Below are 18140 nucleotides of genomic sequence, written 5' to 3' on the forward strand. Positions count from 1 at the left end.
GTCCGCCCTAATTTCCCGAGAGTTTCAGGTCTTGCAGGACATTATTCAACTGAAGACTTTGCCCGATAGCCCCGCAGCCCGGCCCGTTTAGGATCAAGCCATAGATCGAAGTCGGCTCACCCGGCACCATCCGACGCACGCGTGCCACTTGACCGCTACCGCAATTGGCCGCTGTCACGGGTGCACGCATCGACAACCGGACTACGCCTGATGCAGTTTGGTCGCTGATCCGGCTCGAAAAGACCTGCAGAACAGCTCCGTTGGCGTCAGGAGATTGACCCAGATGGATCACCTTGCCGTCCAAAACTCTAGGGGCCTTTGCCACCAACTCACCCGGGTCAGCGCCGCTCCATTGCAGTGCTACACGAGCGAAGTTTCGCGCATCAGGAACGTGGTTTCGCGCATTCAGAACGGTTCCATCAGAGAGTGTCGCGGTTAATTCAGCATCCGTATCGAGTGCAGGAAGCAGGAAGGCCAATTCCCCCGTCAACGGCATCGGGACAGTAAACGCCAATTCTTCATGCTCAAACCAAATGGCATCATATGGCAAGCAGGGCGCACTCACGCGAACAGCAAGCATCGCATCTGGGGCGACCGTCATGCTCAACGAAGGTCCGCAAGCAGTGCCGAAATTGGAGATGTTGGCCTGCCGCGCCACGATCCCAGCGACCGCGCGCTGCGGCTCGTCAAACGTTGCCTTGGCTGATTTGAACTGCGTAAGCGTGAACTCGCTTTCCCTCGGAAGTTCAGGTGACGGAAGCGACGCTCTTGGAAGTGGCGGAGTGATCGCCGCGGGAACTCCGTCTGCCAGTGTTGGGGGTGCAATACCAAACCACGCGGTTAAAACCGCGGTCATCAAATTTCTGCTCATTTACCTGCCTTGCCGAGTATTCTCGTTGCAATAGACTTCTAGCGTAGCAGAAAAGACGCGGCGGCGAAACCGTGTGGATTTAACCCCTTACCCGAGTTCGCCATGGCAGTGTTTGAATTTCTTGCCAGACCCACATGGGCAAGGCGAGTTGCGTCCGGGGTTGCCCCAAGTCGCCTGATCATTTTCATCGAAACCGGGGGCGGCAACGCCGTCATGCTCTGCTTCCAAATCGGCTACTGGCTGACCGCCATTTTGTTGCGCCAAGAACTGCTGCATGAGCTGCTCTTGCTCCGCTTCGGACAGTGGGCGCACTTTCGACAACTTTTCGGTAACGTCAACGCGTAGGCTGTCGAGCATACCCTCAAACAGCTGGAAGCTCTCGGTCTTATACTCGTTCAGCGGATCGCGCTGTGCATAACCACGGAAGCCCACGACCGAGCGCAAATGCTCCAGCTTCAACAAGTGATCACGCCACTTCCCGTCGATTGTTTGGAGCAAGAGCTGCTTTTCGATATTCCGCATCTGCTCGGGACCGAAATCAACAGCTTTCTTCGCCATGAATTCGTCGGACGCGTCATACAGGCGTTCACGAATATCACCGTCGTCGACACCTTCTTCGTCGGCCCATGCGATGACCGGCAGGTCCATTCCAAGGGTTTCCATCACAGCGACATAAAGCCCCTGCGTGTCCCATTGATCGGCATAGCTTTTGGCGGGAATGAACTGGTCAACCAAATCGTCGATCACCTGATGACGCATGTCTTGGGCGATCTCGCCGATTTCTTCGGCCTCCATGATCTCCATACGCTGGCCAAAGATGACCTTGCGCTGATCGTTCATCACGTCATCGAATTTCAGCAATTGTTTACGAATGTCGAAGTTGCGCCCTTCGACCTTTGCCTGTGCCTTTTCCAGCGATTTGTTCACCCACGGGTGCGCAATCGCTTCGCCTTCTTTCATGCCCAACGTGGACAGCATCTTGTCCAAACGCTCGGAGCCGAAGATGCGCATCAAGTCATCTTCCAGTGACAGGAAGAAGCTGGAACGACCCGGATCACCCTGACGACCGGACCGACCACGCAACTGGTTGTCGATACGACGGCTCTCGTGGCGCTCTGTGGCCAAAACATACAAGCCGCCAGCGGCTTTAACTTCGTCTTCAGCCTTGGACTGCTCGTCCTCGATACGGGCACGGATCGCTTCTGGATCCCCATCAGGTTCAGCTTCCAGCGCCGCCATAATCTTCATCTCGACGTTGCCGCCAAGTTTAATATCAGTCCCGCGACCCGCCATGTTCGTCGCAATTGTCACCGCACCCAAGGTACCGGCGTTTCCGACAATCTCGGCTTCTTTCTCGTGCTGCCGTGCGTTCAGGACGTTGTGTGGAACGCCTGCTTTTTCCAGAAGCTGGGACAGGAATTCCGATTTTTCGATGGAGGTTGTGCCGACCAGAACGGGTTGGCCCGTCTCATGAGACTTCTTGATCTCTTCGACGATGGCTTCGTATTTTTCCTTCGCCGTGCGGTAGATCGCGTCATGCTCGTCAATACGGGCGATGGGCTTGTTTGTGGGCATTTCGACCACGCCCAGACCGTAAATTTCGGCAAACTCTTCTGCTTCGGTCGCAGCGGTACCGGTCATGCCGGCCAACTTGTTATAAAGACGGAAGTAGTTCTGGAATGTCACAGAGGCCAGCGTGATGTTTTCAGGCTGGATTGGGCAGCCTTCCTTGGCTTCGATAGCCTGATGCAGACCACCAGACAGGCGGCGACCAGCCATCATGCGGCCGGTAAATTCGTCAACGAGCATAACCTCGTTGTTTCGAACCATATAATCCTTGTCCCGATGAAACGCCTTATGCGCCTTCAAAGCCTCGGTGACATGGTGCACGAGGGAGGTGCTTTCAGGATCGTAAAGGGATTGCTCTTCCGGCAGCAGTTCCATCTCGCGTAGGCGAACTTCGATGAAATCATTGCCAGCGTCGGTGATCGTGACAACGCGGGTTTTTTCGTCGAGCTTGTAGTGCTCTTCGGTCAACTCGGGGATGAGTTTGTCGATGGTCAGGTACAGATCGGAGCGGTCGTCCGACGGGCCGGAAATGATCAGAGGCGTGCGGGCCTCGTCGATCAGGATCGAGTCAACTTCATCGACGATCGCGAAGTTATGGCCACGTTGCGACATCTCGGCCAGGTTCGAGCGCATGTTGTCGCGCAGGTAATCAAAGCCCAACTCGTTGTTTGTTGCGTAGGTGATGTCGGCTGCGTAGGCGGCGCCCTTTTCGGAATCGGGTTGCTGCGGATAAACCACACCCGTTGTCAGACCCAGCGCGGCATAGACTTTGCCCATCCATTCCGCATCGCGTTTGGCCAGATAGTCATTAACCGTAACGATATGAACGCCCTTACCCGACAGCGCATTCAAATACGCGGGGAAGGTCGCCACAAGCGTTTTACCTTCACCGGTTTTCATTTCTGCGATGTTGCCTTGATGCAGGAAAATGCCACCCATGATCTGGGTGTCGAACGCGCGCAGGCCCAGCGCGCGGCGGGCTGCTTCGCGGACGTTGGCAAAGGCTTCGGGAAGCAGGTCATCCAGTTTCTCACCAGACTGCGCCCGCATCGAAAGCTGCTCGGTACGTTGCTTGATTTCGTCGTCGCTCAGGGCTTCAAATTCGGGCTCTAGCGCATTGATCTTAGCGACCAGTGGCCGGACAGCCTTTACTTTGCGGTCGTTCGGCGTTCCGAAAACCTTTTTCGTAATGGTACCCAAACCCAGCATATTTCCGCGCCTTTTGTGATGGCTAACAAATTCGTGTGTCAGTGCACCTTGCCCATCAGGCCGTCGCACCATATCTCGACGGCTAAGACAAGACGCGCCTCAAACCTCTTGGCGATGTAAGGGCCGTGTCTGAGAGTGTCAACGCCGCGCCCCCGTGCGGCCCCTGAGGAGACAGATAATATGGGCAAATTTTCAACACTTCTTCGTGCGACCGGCCTCGCCGTGACCGTCGCGATGCCAGCAATGGCGCAAGACGCGACGACCGTAATGGCGACTGTAAACGGCACGGACATCACGCTTGGCCACATGATCGCGCTGCAAGAGCGCCTGCCAGAGCAGTACAAGCAGCTCGAAGATGCTGTTTTGTTCGACGGCATTCTTGAGCAATTGATTCAGCAAACGGCCCTGAGCCAAGAAATGGAGAAAGACCTCTCCGGTGCGATAGAGATTAGCAAGGAAAACGAAATTCGTGCATTTCTCGCAGGCGAACTTCTTGCCAAAATCGGCACCGCTGATCTGGATGAGACCGCAATCGAAGCCGTCTACAAAGAACGCTACGCCGAGGGCGAGCCTGAAATGGAATTCAGCGCGTCGCACATCTTGGTAGAGACGGAAGAAGAAGCCAAGGAATTGATCGCGCAGCTTTCAGGCGACGCAGATTTTGCAGAACTGGCGAAAGAGAAGTCCACTGGCCCAAGTGGTCCAAGCGGTGGCTCTTTGGGCTGGTTCGGTAAGGGCGCGATGGTTCCTGCTTTTGAAGAGGCTGTCGTCGCGATGGAAGATGGGGCCGTGTCCGAGCCTGTTCAAACCCAGTTTGGCTGGCACGTCATCAAACGCAACGAGAGCCGCGTGAAAGAGGCCCCCGCCTTAGGCACCGTGCGCGACGAGATTGAACGCGAGCTTCGCGCCAAGGCAATCGACGACGAAATCACCCGCCTGACCGACAGCGCAAACGTGACGCGCACAGAGGTTGAGGTTGATCCGACAGCCATCCGCAATGTAGGCCTTCTGTCGAAGTAACCGACACATAAGGTTCACCGCCATGGCCAAGATCACCAAAGTATCCCCCCTTGCACCCAAGGGGGGCTTCCCGAAGCTTCCCCAGATTGACGGCGTGCGCTTCTCCGCCGCCGCTGCGGGGATCAAATACGCTGGCCGCACGGATGTGATGCTTGCCCAAATTGATGCAGGCAGCGCGATTGCTGGCGCATTTACGCGGTCGTCGACACGTTCCGCGCCGGTGCTGGACTGCCAGTCAAAGCTGGGGAGCGTTGAAGACGACAGCAAAGGGTTCGCCTTTTTGGTGAACTCGGGCAATTCCAACGCGTTTACCGGCGGCGTTGGTGTCGCAGCCGTTGAAGCTATCACAAACGCCACCGCGAAAACGCTGAACCTGCCAGCCTCGCATATCTACACGGCCTCCACCGGGGTCATTGGCGAGCCGCTTCCGTATGAGAAAATCACACACGCGCTGGACGGGCTGCATGGAGCACTAAAAGCTGACGGCATTGAAGACGCCGCGCGCGCGATTATGACCACCGACACGTTCGCAAAAGGGGCATCTGCCACGTGCGAAATTGGCGGAGTGGAAGTAGCCGTTGCGGGCATCGCCAAAGGCTCCGGCATGATCGCGCCGGATATGGCGACGATGCTGGTCTATATCTTCACGGACGCCAAAATCAGCCAGCTTGGGTTGCAGGAAATGGTGTCTCGTTTGAATGAGAACACGTTCAACTCGATCACAGTGGACAGCGATACGTCCACCTCCGACAGTTTGCTGGTTGCCGCAACCGGTACGTCTGGCGCAAACGTCGAATACAACGAAACCTTCGAGCGGACTTTGGGCGTAGTCATGAAAGACCTTGCCCATCAGGTTGTTCGTGACGGCGAGGGTGCCACTAAGTTTGTTGAAATCCGCGTCGGCGGGGCGACCGATAACGTCGACGCCCGCAAGGTTGCCATGTCGATCGCGAATTCTCCGTTGGTGAAAACCGCCATTGCTGGTGAAGACCCGAACTGGGGCCGTGTGGTGATGGCCGTTGGCAAGTCCGGTGCAAATGCAGATCGCGACAGGCTGTCGATCTGGTTTGGCGATGTGCTGGTTGCGGAAGACGGCTGGGTGTCGCCGACATATGTCGAAGCGGATGCTGCCGCCCATATGAAAAACCAAGACCTACGCATCCGCGTTGATCTGGGATTGGGTGCCGGACATAGCACCGTTTGGACCTGCGACCTGACGCATGGATATATCGAGATAAACGCGGACTACAGATCGTGAAAACTGTTCTTGTCTCAGCTGTCGCGCTGATCGACGCCGATGGTCGCGTCCTACTGGCCCAGCGCCCAGAGGGTAAGTCGATGGCGGGTCTATGGGAATTTCCTGGCGGCAAGGTTGAACCCGGTGAGACACCGGAGCACGCGCTGATCCGTGAACTACAAGAAGAGCTGGGCATCAACACATGGCAAAGCTGCCTCGCGCCGCTGACATTCGCCAGTCACAGCTACGATGATTTCCACCTGCTCATGCCGCTCTTTGCCTGCCGCAAATGGGAGGGCATCCCGACTCCGCAAGAAGGTCAAACGCTGGAATGGGCGCGACCTAATGCGCTGAAAAACTACCCTATGCCGCCCGCAGACATCCCGTTAATCCCGATTTTACGCGACTGGCTATAGGGTTAGCTGGTGCGGCAAATTAGACCAATTTTTCGGTGGCATAAGAAGCAAAGCTGAGTAAACTCCGGCGTAATAACTTTGGGGGAAGTTACAATGCTTCGGACAGTGACAATCGGTAGTTGCGTTTCAATTCAGGGCATCTTCGTAAAGGCGCTGGAAAACGGATTAATTCGTATCAAAGTTGACGACCGCATCTTTGATGGGCGCCCGGTCGCCCCACAGACGAACTAGACCCAACCCTTCAAGTTATCACCGATGATCTTAGTCAGCGCTGCAATATGCGCGGGTTCGGCGTTTAGGCATGGAATGTAGGTAAACTGCTCTCCGCCAGCCTCCTCGAAGCTTTCTTTGATCTCTTCGTTGATCTCTTCCAGCGTCTCGATGCAATCCGCTGAGAAGGCCGGCGCTATCACGGCAATCTTCTTCTTGCCGTTCTCTGCCAGCCGCGCAACCTCTTCGACGGTGTAGGGCTTTAGCCATTCCTCGCGGCCAAAGACAGATTGGAACGTCGTGGTGATGTCGGTGTCCGCCCAGCCCAACCGCTCTTTCAACAGGCGCGTCGTCTTTTGGCATTGGCAGTGGTACGGGTCACCTTCCATCAGGTAGCGGATTGGCATCCCGTGGTAGGAGCAAACCAATACATCGGGCCGTTGGATCCCCTTGTAGGCGCGTTCTACTGACTGGGCGAGTGCGTCAATATAAGCCTCATTCTCAAAATAAGCTGGAACTGTCCGTGCAGACGGTTGCCACTTTTCCTGCATTAGAGCGCGGAAGAATTCGTCGTTGGCGGTAGCGGACGTCGCACCTGCATAATGCGGGTAGAGTGGGAAGAACACGATCTTGTCGCATCCCTTCGCGATCAACTCTTTGACCTTCGATTTGGTCGACGGGTTGCCGTACCGCATGCAGAAATCAACCTCGACGTTGTCCCCGTACTTGGCCTGTAGTGTCTTTTTAAGAGCGGCAGTTTGGTCTTTTGTGATGGTCAGCAGCGGGCTTTCACCCTTGTCGTGGTTCCAGATGCTTTTGTAAGCCTCACCAGAAGAGAACGGACGTTTGGTCAGGATGATAAGCTGCAGCAATGGTTGCCACTTCCACGATGCCAAATCCACGACACGCTTGTCGGACAGGAACTCGTTCAAATAGCGGCGCATTGGCCAGTAGGTATAATCGTCTGGCGTGCCTAGATTGGCAATGAGTACGCCAACTTTGCCGAATTTCACTTTAGGGTGGTCTGCGTCTGCGTGGGGCAAAGGTGTCGGGGTCATTGTATTCATCTCTATTGGTCCTCGTCCCCTGTAACGGGTTTTGCATCCGGCCCCAACTCGGTCGTGTTCAAGAAATCCGCAAGTCGTGTGGAGGCCGAACCGGGTTGCAACGGTTTTTGTTGCGTCTCGGACGGCGCCCAACCTGTCAGGAAGATCATCTCGAACGTCGCCGCCACCCGATCCAGGCCAGCGGGGTAATTGTCAGAATATATACGCGCCATGCGGCTAAACAGATCACGGGGTGGTGGGGTTTTCTGACGATCCGTCAGGGCGTTGCCTTCCCCCATAGCCCGCAGATCGTGCAGTAGGGCCATAGGAGAACTGTAGCTGACGTTGCGCTTGGAGCAATCGGCAACGGGCAACGCAAGCCCAGCACGCTGTAACAAGCCGCCCAGATCGCGAATTTCGCCCATCGGTGCCACGCGCGGTGCAAGACCACCGCTGATCGACACCTCAGCCTCCGACAATGCGGCACGGAGCTGAACAAGCGTTTGCCCACCGAGAAACACAGCTATGAACAAGCCGTCAGGTTTTAACGCGCGACGGCATTGAACAAGTTGACCAACCGGGTCGTTTGCCCAGTGAAGACCCATGGCATGAATAACCAGATCATGTTCGATAGGCTCTAACGCCAAGGTGTCATCGTCCGGCACGATCTGCGCATCGGGGAAGGCGTTGGCCCAAAAATCCGGATGACCCGTGACAATCGCAGGTGACGTAAACGACCTGTTAACGTCGATAAGTCTTTCCTGAACCTCGAATAGCGCCTCTTCGTGCAGGAACGTGACCGGCCCTTGCCGCATCGCCCGTGCGCGCTGGCGCACCAACGCGGCGCGGTCTGTCAGGGGACGGGGTTGGGACACAGAGAAACTCCTAAGGCTCAGACGCCGCTACTTAGAGGAATGGGATGAAATTGCAATCCGCGCTAAGGCTGATCTATCCGCCACAATGCCTCACCTGTGGCGCAGCGGTAGAGGACGATCTGTCGCTTTGCGGCGAATGCTGGCGCGAAACGCATTTCATTCATGGCCTCGCATGCAAAAGCTGCGGGGTGCCCTTGCCGGGGAAAGATCGGGGCACCGACATGCAATGCGACGACTGTATGACTATTGAACGGCCATGGGATCGTGGGGCGGCGGCCATGATGTATCGCGGCAAGGGCCGCGACATGGTTTTGCGTTTGAAACACGGGGACCGCACCAATCTGGCGCGGCCCGCCGCGCATTGGATGGCGCGTGTCACGCCGCCGGTTGACCCCGATGCTGTCGTTGTTCCCGTTCCTCTACACTGGCTGCGCCAACTCAAGCGGCGCTACAATCAATCTGCGTTGATTGCGAAAATTTTAGCTAGAAACCTGGGCCTAGCCTATCTGCCTGACTCTTTGCACCGCCAACATGCGACTGAAACATTGGACGGTAAATCGCGCGACGGTCGCTTTGCATCACTCGAAGGCTCCATCATTCCGCATCGCAAGCGGGGGTATCTTCTTAAGGACCGCCCTGTTTTGCTGATTGACGATGTCATGACGTCCGGCGCCACCTTGGCCGCCTGCACCGAGGCCTGTGTTTCAGCAGGCGCACGGCAAGTTGACGTGCTGGTGCTAGCGCGCGTAGCGAAAGATGACTAGATAACGGTCCAACATCGCATCACCAAGGACCAGTTTCATGGCACAAATCGAAATCTATACGTCTTCTCTTTGTGGGTACTGCCACGCCGCGAAACGTTTGCTGACACAAAAAGGTGCTTCGTTCGAAGAGACCGATGTTGGTCGCGATGCCGCTAAGAAGGCCGCGATGATCCAGCGCGCCAATGGCGGCCGGACCGTGCCACAGATTTTCATCGACGATATTCACATTGGCGGATACGACGATCTCAATGCACTTGAGCGTGCCGGAAAGCTCGATGCGTTGTTAGTATGAAGATTGCCCTCCTCCAGCTCAATGCGAGTGACGACCCCGTTGCCAACCTTCCGGTGACACTTGCGTTGATCGACGACGCGGTACGTGACGGGGCAGAGTTTATGCTGACGCCGGAGGTGACCAACTGCGTGTCGACCAGCCGCAGTCATCAGATGAAAGTCTTATCCCACCAAGACAACGACCCCAGTTTGGCTGCGATACGTGACGCGGCGGCCAAGCGTGGAATTTGGCTGTTGATCGGCTCACTGGGTTTGAAGACTGACGATCCTGACGGGCGTTTCGCCAACCGCTGCTTTCTGATCAACCCACAGGGTGGCATCGAAGCGTGGTACGACAAAATTCATATGTTCGACGTGAAGATTTCGGAAAGCGAAAGCTACCAAGAAAGCGCAGGTTACCGCCCCGGTGATCGTGCTGTGGTTGCGGATGCTGGGTTTGCCAAGATCGGCATGTCTATTTGCTATGATATGCGGTTCCCGAAGCTTTACCGCGATCTGGCTAAAGCGGGCGCTCAGATCATCACGGTGCCAGCTGCGTTCTCGCCAATTACCGGCGCTGCGCACTGGGAAAGCCTGTTGCGCGCGCGCGCCATCGAAACGGGGTGTTTTGTGATTGCCCCTGCGCAAACGGGAAAACATCTGGCGACCAAAGGCAAATCACGCTCAACCCACGGGCATTCGATTGTTATCAGCCCTTGGGGCGAAGTTATTCTGGACGCAGGGACCGATCACGGTATGGTTTGCGCGGAGATTGATCTGGGTGACGTTGCGAGGGCGCGACAGCGTGTCCCTTCCTTAACACACGACCGTCCCTATACGCTTTGACCCATGGCAGAGACCCAAGACTCTATCGCTATTTCGCTTTTTAGTGAGCTGTTCATGGTTGATCAGCTTGCGCGAAACAAGTTGGGAAAGGCGTTGCCTAAAGGAATGGAGTTATCCCATTTCACCTTGCTCAATCACCTGTACCTGCTGACAGAGCCGCGGACACCCGCGCAACTTGCAAAAAGCTTTGCGCTTACCCGTGGGGCTTTGACCAACACTCTGGCCAAACTGGAGTGGGCCGGACATATCCATGTGTCCCCGGATTGGGATGACGCGCGCCGTAAGCAGGTGGTAATCAGCCCGGCGGGGCGTCGAGCCCGCGATGCCGCATTGAATTCGATCGCGCCGATGATCGTTAAAATTATTAACGGCGTTGGCTCCGAAAGGGTTCGCGACGCTGTGCCCGTTTTGCGTGATTTGCGCCGCAGTCTTGCCGAAGATTAATCGGACTTGATACTTGCTGTGACGTAATTCACCGACAAGTCGCGGTCTGACAAAGACCAACTCCAAGAGATCGGATTGAACACGAACCCTTTACGATCCACAGGGTTCAGCCCGGCATTGGAAATCAATTCGAATAATTCTTCAGGCGTGATGAATTTGTTCCACTCGTGGGTCCCCTTCGGCAACCAACGCATGATGTGCTCCGCCCCGATGATTGCCATCATGAAGCTTTTCGGGTTCCGGTTGATTGTCGAACACACCATCAAGCCACCCGGTTTCAGCAATTTCCGACATGCAGTCAGGTAAGCGAGTGGATCAGCAACATGTTCAACGACCTCCATGTTGAGCACGACATCAAATTGCTCCCCTGCCTCGGCCATCGCCTCGGCAGTGGTGTGTCGGTAATCGATATTCAGCCCAGACTGCGTTGCGTGAACTTGCGCGACCGGGATATTTCCCGCGGCAGCATCTGCACCCACCACGTCAGCCCCAAGCCGCGCCATGGGTTCCGAAAGCAAGCCACCGCCGCACCCAATATCAAGGATTCGCAGGTCCTTAAACGGTGCTTCGGCGTCCAGATCTCGGTCGAACTCTGCCGCAATCTGGCTTGTGATATAGTCCAAACGGCACGGGTTGAGCATGTGCAGCGGCTTGAACTTTCCGTTCAAGTCCCACCACTCCGCGGCCATGGCCTCGAACTTAGCGATTTCTGAGGGGTCGACGGTGGAGGTGTTCATGTGCAAACTCATCGATATGTTGATCATTTTCGGGCATGGTGCCCAGTGCTCAGCAGACTATATAGGGCCGTATGGACAGATCGTCAGGACAAAACCGCGCGGTAGCGCATCTCTACCCACCGATTGACCCCTTTGACCAACAGATGTTGGACGTGGGCGACGGCCATCGGATCTATGTAGAGCAGTGCGGCAATCCGGACGGCATTCCGGTTGTGGTTTTGCATGGCGGCCCGGGTGGCGGATGCTCCCCCGCGATGCGACGCTATTTCGACCCGGCCGTGTACCGCATCGTGCTATTTGACCAACGCGGCTGCGGACGATCCCGTCCACATGCCAGCGTCGAAAACAATACCACCTGGCATCTGATCCGTGACATCGAACTGATACGGAAGCGGTTCAATATCGAGCAATGGATTGTCTTCGGCGGCAGCTGGGGTGCAACGCTTTCGTTGCTCTACGCGCAAAGCCACCCTTGTCGCGCAACACAGCTGGTGCTTCGCGGTGTTTTCCTGATGACGCAAGCAGAATTAGACTGGTTTTACGGCGGGGGCGCAGGGCTGTTCTTTCCAGAGCAGTGGTCGAAATTCGCGGACCTCATCCCTAAAGAAGAGCAAGGCGACATGATTGCCGCCTATGAACGCCGCCTATTCTCTGGCGATATGAGATTGGAAACCCGCTATGCACGGGCGTGGGCGGGCTGGGAGAATGCCTTGGCGGCGTTGACGGTAACGCATTCTGTTGGCAATGCCCCGGCGGAATACGCCCGCGCCTTTGCCCGTCTGGAAAACCACTATTTCGCCAATCGGGGCTTTCTGGAAAGTGACGGCCAAATCCTCGCCAAACGCAGCCAGATAGAACATATCCCCGCTGTGATTGTGCAGGGACGATACGACATGATCTGCCCACCAATCTCAGCTTACCGCCTTGCTGACGGCTGGGAGAAGGCCGATTTGAGGATGGTCAAGGCATCCGGGCATGCCCTGTCCGAACCTGCCATTACTGCCGAACTTGTTGGCGTGATGGACAACTTACGCGCCGCGTATGCGTAATTGAGACTCCGAAAGTCCAGAAACCAGGCAAAATAGGTTCTACGGGTTTACAGATCGACTTGAGTCGCTAGTCTCTGAAAATCCGGGGAAATGTTGGGATGTAAAAAGCGCCTGTGGCTGGACTATCAAAGATCATCCTTCAAAGACTGTTGCTTGGGATCGCAACCCTCTTCGCTGTTTCCATTATCATCTTTGTCGCAGTGAACGCGCTGCCCGGCGATTTCGCGCAGTCCATTTTGGGGCAAGGCGCCACACCTGAAGCTGTCGCAGCGATCCGGGAACAGCTTGGCCTAAACGAAGGCCCCGTTACCCGCTATTTCAAATGGCTATCCGGCGCTGTTCAAGGCGACCTTGGTATTCCAATGTCACAAGCCCTATTTCAGTCGTTTGCCGGATCTAGCACCGGTGGTGATGTCACCACGGTATTTGAACAAATCGTGCCACGCCTGAAGAATACCATGTTTCTTGCCGGCGTAAGCGCTGCGATCTCGGTGCCGCTGGCTGTCACACTGGGAATTCTGACGGCGCTCTATCGCAACACTGCTTTTGACAAGGCGATGAATGTTACAACCCTGTCGGCGATCTCCAGCCCTGAGTTCTTCCTCGCTTATGTCCTGATCTTGTTCCTCGCCGTTTTGAACCCTGTGTTCCCGTCATTGTCCAATATTTTCCCCGGCATGGAATTCAGTGACCGCCTGAACAAAACAATGCTTCCAGCACTCACGCTGACTCTGGCCGTAACCGCGCAAATGATGCGCATGACACGCGCCGCAATTATCAACCTGTTGGCCTCGCCTTATATCGAGATGGCGCGCCTTAAGGGGCTTTCGCCAATGCGGGTGATCGTGAAGCATGCACTGCCAAATGCCTTGGCGCCGATCATCACCGTTATTGCGTTGAACCTTGCCTATCTAGTGACCGGCGTGGTCGTGGTCGAGGTGGTGTTCGTCTACCCGGGTATCGGCCAGCTATTTGTGGACAGCGTTAAAATTCGCGACATTCCTGTGGTACAGGCCTGCTGCCTGATCTTCGCGGCAGTCTATATCCTGCTGAACCTGACGGCGGATATCTTGTCCATCGTCTCCAATCCACGCCTGAGGCATCCAAAATGAACGCGCTAATTTGGATCATCGGCGGGCTTATTGTCATGCTGGCAGTTGCATGGGCCTTTCGGTTTGCTGCGCAGAAGGCCACCAACGACAAGCCCTACTTCCGCGACATGCCGCTTGGCGTCGCCTTTGGCTATGTGTTCGCGGCCGCGGCGCTGTTGTTCAGCCTTTGGTATTTTTTCCAACCTCAGGCCGTTGATGGCGTCCCACAGCCAGGTGTGATCTTCTTTCGGTGGGCTGTGATAGGGCTTTTGGGCTTTGCAGCTGCTTCTTGGGTGTTTCGCACGGTATTTCGCAATGTCGGCACTGAGAACAGTAAAAAGCTGTTTCGGTCCATGCCGCTGACTGCTGCATTTGGCATTATGATCATCTTCATCTATGCGATCGTGTCTATCTTTGCGGGCCTCATCGCCCCCTATGGGCAGGAAGAAATTCTGGGCGCCGCCAATGTTGTCGCCGGGGGTGATCCGGCTTTGGGCGGCAATCCCGAATATCCGCTTGGCACCGATCAGATCGGCCGAGACATTATGAGCCGCCTGATCTATGGCGCGCAGAACACCGTTGGTATTGCCTTCGTCACGACTTGCCTCGCGTTTTTCTTGGGCGGCTCCCTTGGCTTTCTCGCCGCAGTTTTGGGCGGATGGTTAGATCAACTTCTGTCACGGGTTGTAGATGCTCTTATGGCGATCCCCTCCCTGATCTTTTCGCTGTTGCTTATGACAATCGCTACCGCTTGGGCCGGCAGCGAGGCGTGGCTGGTCACCATCTATATGATCTTCATTATTGCAGTCATCGACAGCACCCGCGTCTTCCGTTTGTCACGCGCGGTCGGGCAAAGCATCGTCGTTATGGACTATATTGAAGCCGCAAAACTGCGCGGTGAGGGTATGGGCTACCTGATCTTCCGCGAAATCCTGCCCAACGCGCTTGCGCCATTGCTGGCTGAATTTGGTCTGCGGTTCTGCTTTGTATTCCTCACGATTGCGTCACTCAGCTTCCTTGGTGTCGGCATCCAGCCACCCAAAGCCGACTGGGGCACCATGGTGCGTGATCTGTCGCAGTTCATCAACTTCGCGGCCTTCGCGCCAAATGTTGCTGTCACCCCATTGTTGGCCGCTGGCGCCATCGCCCTGCTGACCGTCGCCGTGAACTTCGTGGTCGACTGGATGCTGCACAAATCTTCGGGGCTGAAAGAATGAGCGACCTGCTGCTAAAAATTCGTGGCCTGAAGATTGAAGGCCGGTCCGACGAGACTTGGAACCCAATTATCAACGGCATTGATGTTGATCTTAAGAAGGGCGAAGTGCTGGGCATGATCGGCGAGTCTGGTGCCGGTAAGTCCACGGTCGGCCTTGCCGCAATGGGCTACACCCGCGATGGCGTGCGGATCAGTGAAGGCTCTGTAGAGTTTGACGGTGTTGATCTGGTAAAGGCATCCGCTGCGGTAAAACGTGCCCTGCTTGGAAAGCGGATCGCCTATGTTGCGCAATCTGCTGCCGCCAGCTTCAACCCCGCGCATAAACTTATCGACCAGCACACCGAAGGCCCGGTTCAGCATGGCGTCTCCAGCCGCGGCGAAAGCGAGTTGGACGGTATCGAGCTTTACCGCCGCCTGCGCCTGCCAAACCCCGAAGAAATCGGTTTCCGCTATCCGCATCAGGTGTCTGGCGGTCAACTTCAGCGGGCTATGACAGCAATGGCGATGGCCTGTCGCCCCGACCTGATCATTTTTGACGAACCAACGACCGCGCTGGATGTGACGACCCAAATCGAGGTTCTCGCCTCGATCCGCGACATCGTCGAGCAGTTCGACACAGCCGCGATTTATATCACACATGATTTGGCCGTGGTCGCGCAGATGGCCGATAAGATCAAAGTTCTGCTGAAAGGTGATGAAGTCGAAGAAGCCGACACCCGCACGATGCTCTCTTCGCCTACAAAAGATTACACCAAGTCGCTTTGGGCGGTCCGCAGCTTCGAGCGCCCCGCGAAACCTGCGATAAACGTCAATGCTACCCCGGTGGTGAGCATCAGGAATGTCACCGCTGCCTATGGAACAGTTGACGTTTTGCACGATGTCAGCTTCGACATTCATGCAGGCCGCACTGTGGCCGTTGTCGGCGAGTCCGGTTCTGGCAAATCAACCGCCGCGCGCTGCATTACCGGGCTACTTCCACCGCGTATCGGTCATATCGAGTTTGACGGCGAACCACTTCCAGTGAGCTACAAACAGCGAAACAAAGGCCAGTTGCGTCAAGCGCAGATGATTTACCAAATGGCCGACACCGCGCTGAACCCACGCAAAAGCATTGGCGAGACCATCGGGCGTCCAGTCGAGTTTTATATGGGCCTGAAGGGCCGCGAAAAGCGCAAGCGTGTCGAGGAATTGCTGGCCGAGATCGAGCTGGAACCGACAGAGTATTTCAACCGTCTTCCCTCAGAACTGTCCGGCGGACAAAAACAGCGCATCGGTATCGCCCGTGCATTGGCCGCTGAACCGAAATTCATTATCTGTGACGAAGTGACGTCTGCTTTGGATCAATTGGTGGCCGAAGGGATTTTGCGCCTGCTCGCCAAGCTTCAAGACGAGCTAGGGCTGAGCTATATGTTCATTACCCATGATCTGGCCACCGTTCGCTCCATCGCAGATGAAGTCGTGGTGATGAAGGACGGTGAGGTCGTTGAACAAGGTCCGAAGAAGGAAATGTTCAAGCCGCCGCACCATGCCTACACTGACTTGCTGCTAAGCTCCGTACCTGAAATGGACCCGGACTGGCTGACAAATCTTCTGCAGGAACGCGGAGTTGATAACATCGGCGACGCTGCTGTTGATAAGATGTAAAACGAATCGCCCTGTAGCGGGGCCGATATAAATGCGGACGAACCGCATCTGACTAAAACCAACTGGGAGACACTCATGTCACAAATTTCAAGACGCAGCCTGCTCAAGACGGGCGTTGCTGCTGGCGTTCTGTCCGCCACGGGTCTGCCGCTTCGCGCGCAGGCCAAAAAGGGCGGTCGCCTTCGTATGGGGCTAAACGGGGCAAACACCTCGGACAGCTGGGATGCGCGGACCCATTCCGACGCATTCATGATCAACTGCGGCCACGGCTGCGTTTTCGACTGCTTGACCGAAGTTGGTCCGGACGGCCAGCTGCGCGGCGAGCTTGCCGAAAGCTGGGAAGCTAGCGCGGACGCTGTTAAATGGACGTTCAAACTGCGTCAGGGCGTTACCTTCCACAACGGTAAGGCATTCGGTGCGGATGACGTGCTGGCCTCGCTTGCGATGCACACCGAAGAAGGCGCTAAATCTGCGGCGAAACCGATTGTGTCGGCGATCAGCGAAATGAAAAAGATCAACGACCACGAAGTTGAATTGACGCTTGCCGCGGGCAATGCCGACTTCCCATTCCTGCTGTCTGACTACCATATCGTCATGTTCCCTGCGGGTCAGATTGACGAGGCTATCGCCAAAGGTATCGGCACGGGCATGTATGAGGTCGTCTCCTTCGACCCCGGCGTGCGTTTTGTCGGCAAGCGGGTTGCGAGCCACTACAAGGACGGCTCCGCAGGTTGGTTCGACGAGATCGAATACATCGCGATCAACGACACATCCGCACGGATGAACGCGCTGATGACGGGTCAAGTCGACGCCGTGAACCGCGTAGATTTCAAAACCGAGCCATTGATGCGCGCGAACCCGCGCGTCACGATTTTCGAAGTGACCGGCAACCAACACTACACGCTGCCAATGCTGTCTGACGTTGCACCTTTCGACAATCTGGATGTCCGTCTGGCGCTGAAATACGCCGTCGATCGTCAGGAATTGGTGGACAAAATCCTCCAAGGTCACGGCGCAGTGGCAAACGATCATCCGATCGGACCTGCAAACCAATACTATGCCGCCGATCTTCCTCAGATCGAGTTTGATCCGGACAAAGCCAAGTTCCACTTGGATAAATCCGGCGTCGGCGATCTGAGCGTTGATCTTCATATCGCAAATGCTGCGTTCAACGGCGCAGTGGATGCGGGGCAGTTGTATCAGTCGTCTGCCAAGAAAATCGGCATCAACATCAACGTCGTTCAAGAGCCTGATGACGGGTATTGGTCCAACGTCTGGCTCAAGAAGCCATGGTGTGCCAGCTACTACTCTGGCCGCGCGACTGAAGACTGGATGTTCGCGACCGCCTATGAAGCTGGCGTTCCTTGGAACGAAAGCAACTGGGACGATCCTCGCTTCCAAGAGCTGCTCTATGCAGGTCGCAAAGAGCTGGATTCCGCGAAGCGCCGCGTGATCTACCATGAAATGCAGGAAATCCTGTCGACCCGTGGCTCAACCGTGATCCCGATGTACGCGAACTACGTGGACGCGGCATCGTCCGGTCTGGCGCATGGAGAAAACATCGGGAACAACTTCCAGATGGACGGCTCCCGCATGGCAGAGCGCTGGTGGTTCGCGTAAGCGACC

Annotated in this window: 17 protein-coding genes; 12 read left to right on the plus strand and 5 right to left on the minus strand. The window is 56.0% G+C overall.

Annotated features, from left to right (window positions below; all coding sequences use genetic code 11):
* Positions 1 to 7: 7 nt before the first annotated feature.
* Both BCF46_RS11285 and secA read right to left on the minus strand, forming a co-directional pair.
* A complete protein-coding gene (locus BCF46_RS11285; RefSeq protein ID WP_121024229.1) occupies positions 8 to 856 on the minus strand; it encodes a hypothetical protein in 849 nt (282 codons plus the stop codon).
* A gap of 102 nt (positions 857 to 958) precedes the next feature.
* The gene (secA, locus tag BCF46_RS11290) at positions 959 to 3649 is read right to left on the minus strand and encodes a preprotein translocase subunit SecA (protein ID WP_121024231.1); all 2691 of its coding nucleotides are present in this window, start codon (positions 3647 to 3649) and stop codon (positions 959 to 961) included.
* A 180-nt stretch (positions 3650 to 3829) separates the two neighbouring features.
* Between secA and BCF46_RS11295 the strand changes: the two genes are divergently transcribed.
* The 3 genes from BCF46_RS11295 to mutT are packed head-to-tail and all read left to right on the plus strand — an operon-like array spanning position 3830 to position 6322.
* Complete coding sequence (locus BCF46_RS11295; protein ID WP_121024233.1) at positions 3830 to 4669, plus strand: peptidylprolyl isomerase; 840 nt, start codon at positions 3830 to 3832, stop codon at positions 4667 to 4669.
* Positions 4670 to 4691: 22 nt separating this feature from the next.
* On the plus strand, positions 4692 to 5927 hold the full coding sequence (gene argJ / locus BCF46_RS11300) for a bifunctional glutamate N-acetyltransferase/amino-acid acetyltransferase ArgJ (protein ID WP_121024235.1): 1236 nt from the start codon (positions 4692 to 4694) through the stop codon (positions 5925 to 5927).
* Complete coding sequence (gene mutT / locus BCF46_RS11305; RefSeq protein ID WP_121024237.1) at positions 5924 to 6322, plus strand: 8-oxo-dGTP diphosphatase MutT; 399 nt, start codon at positions 5924 to 5926, stop codon at positions 6320 to 6322. The genes argJ and mutT overlap by 4 nt, the downstream gene beginning before the upstream one ends.
* Before the next feature lie 227 nt (positions 6323 to 6549).
* Here mutT and hemH read toward each other — a convergent pair whose 3' ends face one another.
* Both hemH and BCF46_RS11315 read right to left on the minus strand, forming a co-directional pair.
* Entirely contained in the window at positions 6550 to 7599 is a 1050-nt protein-coding gene (gene hemH, locus BCF46_RS11310; RefSeq protein WP_121024239.1) for a ferrochelatase, read from the minus strand.
* Positions 7600 to 7601: 2 nt separating this feature from the next.
* Complete coding sequence (locus tag BCF46_RS11315) at positions 7602 to 8453, minus strand: methyltransferase domain-containing protein (protein WP_121024241.1); 852 nt, start codon at positions 8451 to 8453, stop codon at positions 7602 to 7604.
* Between the two features lie 44 nt (positions 8454 to 8497).
* Here BCF46_RS11315 and BCF46_RS11320 point away from each other — a divergent pair, with 44 nt between their 5' ends.
* From BCF46_RS11320 to BCF46_RS11335, 4 genes are read left to right on the plus strand one after another with little or no spacing between them, the layout of a single operon-like run.
* Positions 8498 to 9217 carry a double zinc ribbon domain-containing protein gene (locus tag BCF46_RS11320; protein WP_121024243.1) on the plus strand — a complete coding sequence of 240 codons (720 nt, stop codon included), beginning with the start codon at positions 8498 to 8500 and terminating at the stop codon, positions 9215 to 9217.
* A gap of 37 nt (positions 9218 to 9254) precedes the next feature.
* Positions 9255 to 9509: a glutaredoxin 3 gene (gene grxC, locus BCF46_RS11325; protein ID WP_121024245.1), complete on the plus strand. Its 255-nt coding sequence runs from the start codon at positions 9255 to 9257 to the stop codon at positions 9507 to 9509.
* Positions 9506 to 10333 (plus strand): carbon-nitrogen hydrolase family protein, encoded by an 828-nt coding sequence (locus BCF46_RS11330; protein ID WP_121024247.1) that lies wholly within the window; start codon positions 9506 to 9508, stop codon positions 10331 to 10333. The genes grxC and BCF46_RS11330 overlap by 4 nt, the downstream gene beginning before the upstream one ends.
* Positions 10334 to 10336: 3 nt before the next feature.
* Positions 10337 to 10777, plus strand: coding sequence for a MarR family winged helix-turn-helix transcriptional regulator (locus BCF46_RS11335; protein WP_121024249.1), 441 nt, complete (start codon positions 10337 to 10339; stop codon positions 10775 to 10777).
* Here BCF46_RS11335 and ubiG read toward each other — a convergent pair.
* A complete protein-coding gene (ubiG, locus tag BCF46_RS11340; protein ID WP_121024251.1) occupies positions 10774 to 11514 on the minus strand; it encodes a bifunctional 2-polyprenyl-6-hydroxyphenol methylase/3-demethylubiquinol 3-O-methyltransferase UbiG in 741 nt (246 codons plus the stop codon). The two genes, BCF46_RS11335 and ubiG, sit on opposite strands and share 4 nt — an antisense overlap.
* Positions 11515 to 11585: 71 nt before the next feature.
* Here ubiG and pip point away from each other — a divergent pair, with 71 nt between their 5' ends.
* The 5 genes from pip (at position 11586) to BCF46_RS11365 (ending at position 18134) form a co-directional block, all read left to right on the plus strand.
* Entirely contained in the window at positions 11586 to 12563 is a 978-nt protein-coding gene (gene pip, locus BCF46_RS11345; protein WP_121024253.1) for a prolyl aminopeptidase, read from the plus strand.
* 113 nt (positions 12564 to 12676) lie between these two features.
* Positions 12677 to 13675 (plus strand): ABC transporter permease, encoded by a 999-nt coding sequence (locus tag BCF46_RS11350; protein ID WP_121024255.1) that lies wholly within the window; start codon positions 12677 to 12679, stop codon positions 13673 to 13675.
* Positions 13672 to 14871 carry an ABC transporter permease gene (locus BCF46_RS11355; protein WP_121024257.1) on the plus strand — a complete coding sequence of 400 codons (1200 nt, stop codon included), beginning with the start codon at positions 13672 to 13674 and terminating at the stop codon, positions 14869 to 14871. The genes BCF46_RS11350 and BCF46_RS11355 overlap by 4 nt, the downstream gene beginning before the upstream one ends.
* Positions 14868 to 16514 (plus strand): ABC transporter ATP-binding protein, encoded by a 1647-nt coding sequence (locus BCF46_RS11360; RefSeq protein ID WP_121024259.1) that lies wholly within the window; start codon positions 14868 to 14870, stop codon positions 16512 to 16514. The genes BCF46_RS11355 and BCF46_RS11360 overlap by 4 nt, the downstream gene beginning before the upstream one ends.
* Before the next feature lie 75 nt (positions 16515 to 16589).
* Positions 16590 to 18134 (plus strand): ABC transporter substrate-binding protein, encoded by a 1545-nt coding sequence (locus tag BCF46_RS11365; protein WP_121024261.1) that lies wholly within the window; start codon positions 16590 to 16592, stop codon positions 18132 to 18134.
* Positions 18135 to 18140: the final 6 nt, after the last annotated feature.

The sequence above is a fragment of the Litoreibacter meonggei genome (assembly GCF_003663885.1).
In the GTDB taxonomy this organism is placed as follows: Bacteria; Pseudomonadota; Alphaproteobacteria; order Rhodobacterales; family Rhodobacteraceae; genus Litoreibacter; species Litoreibacter meonggei.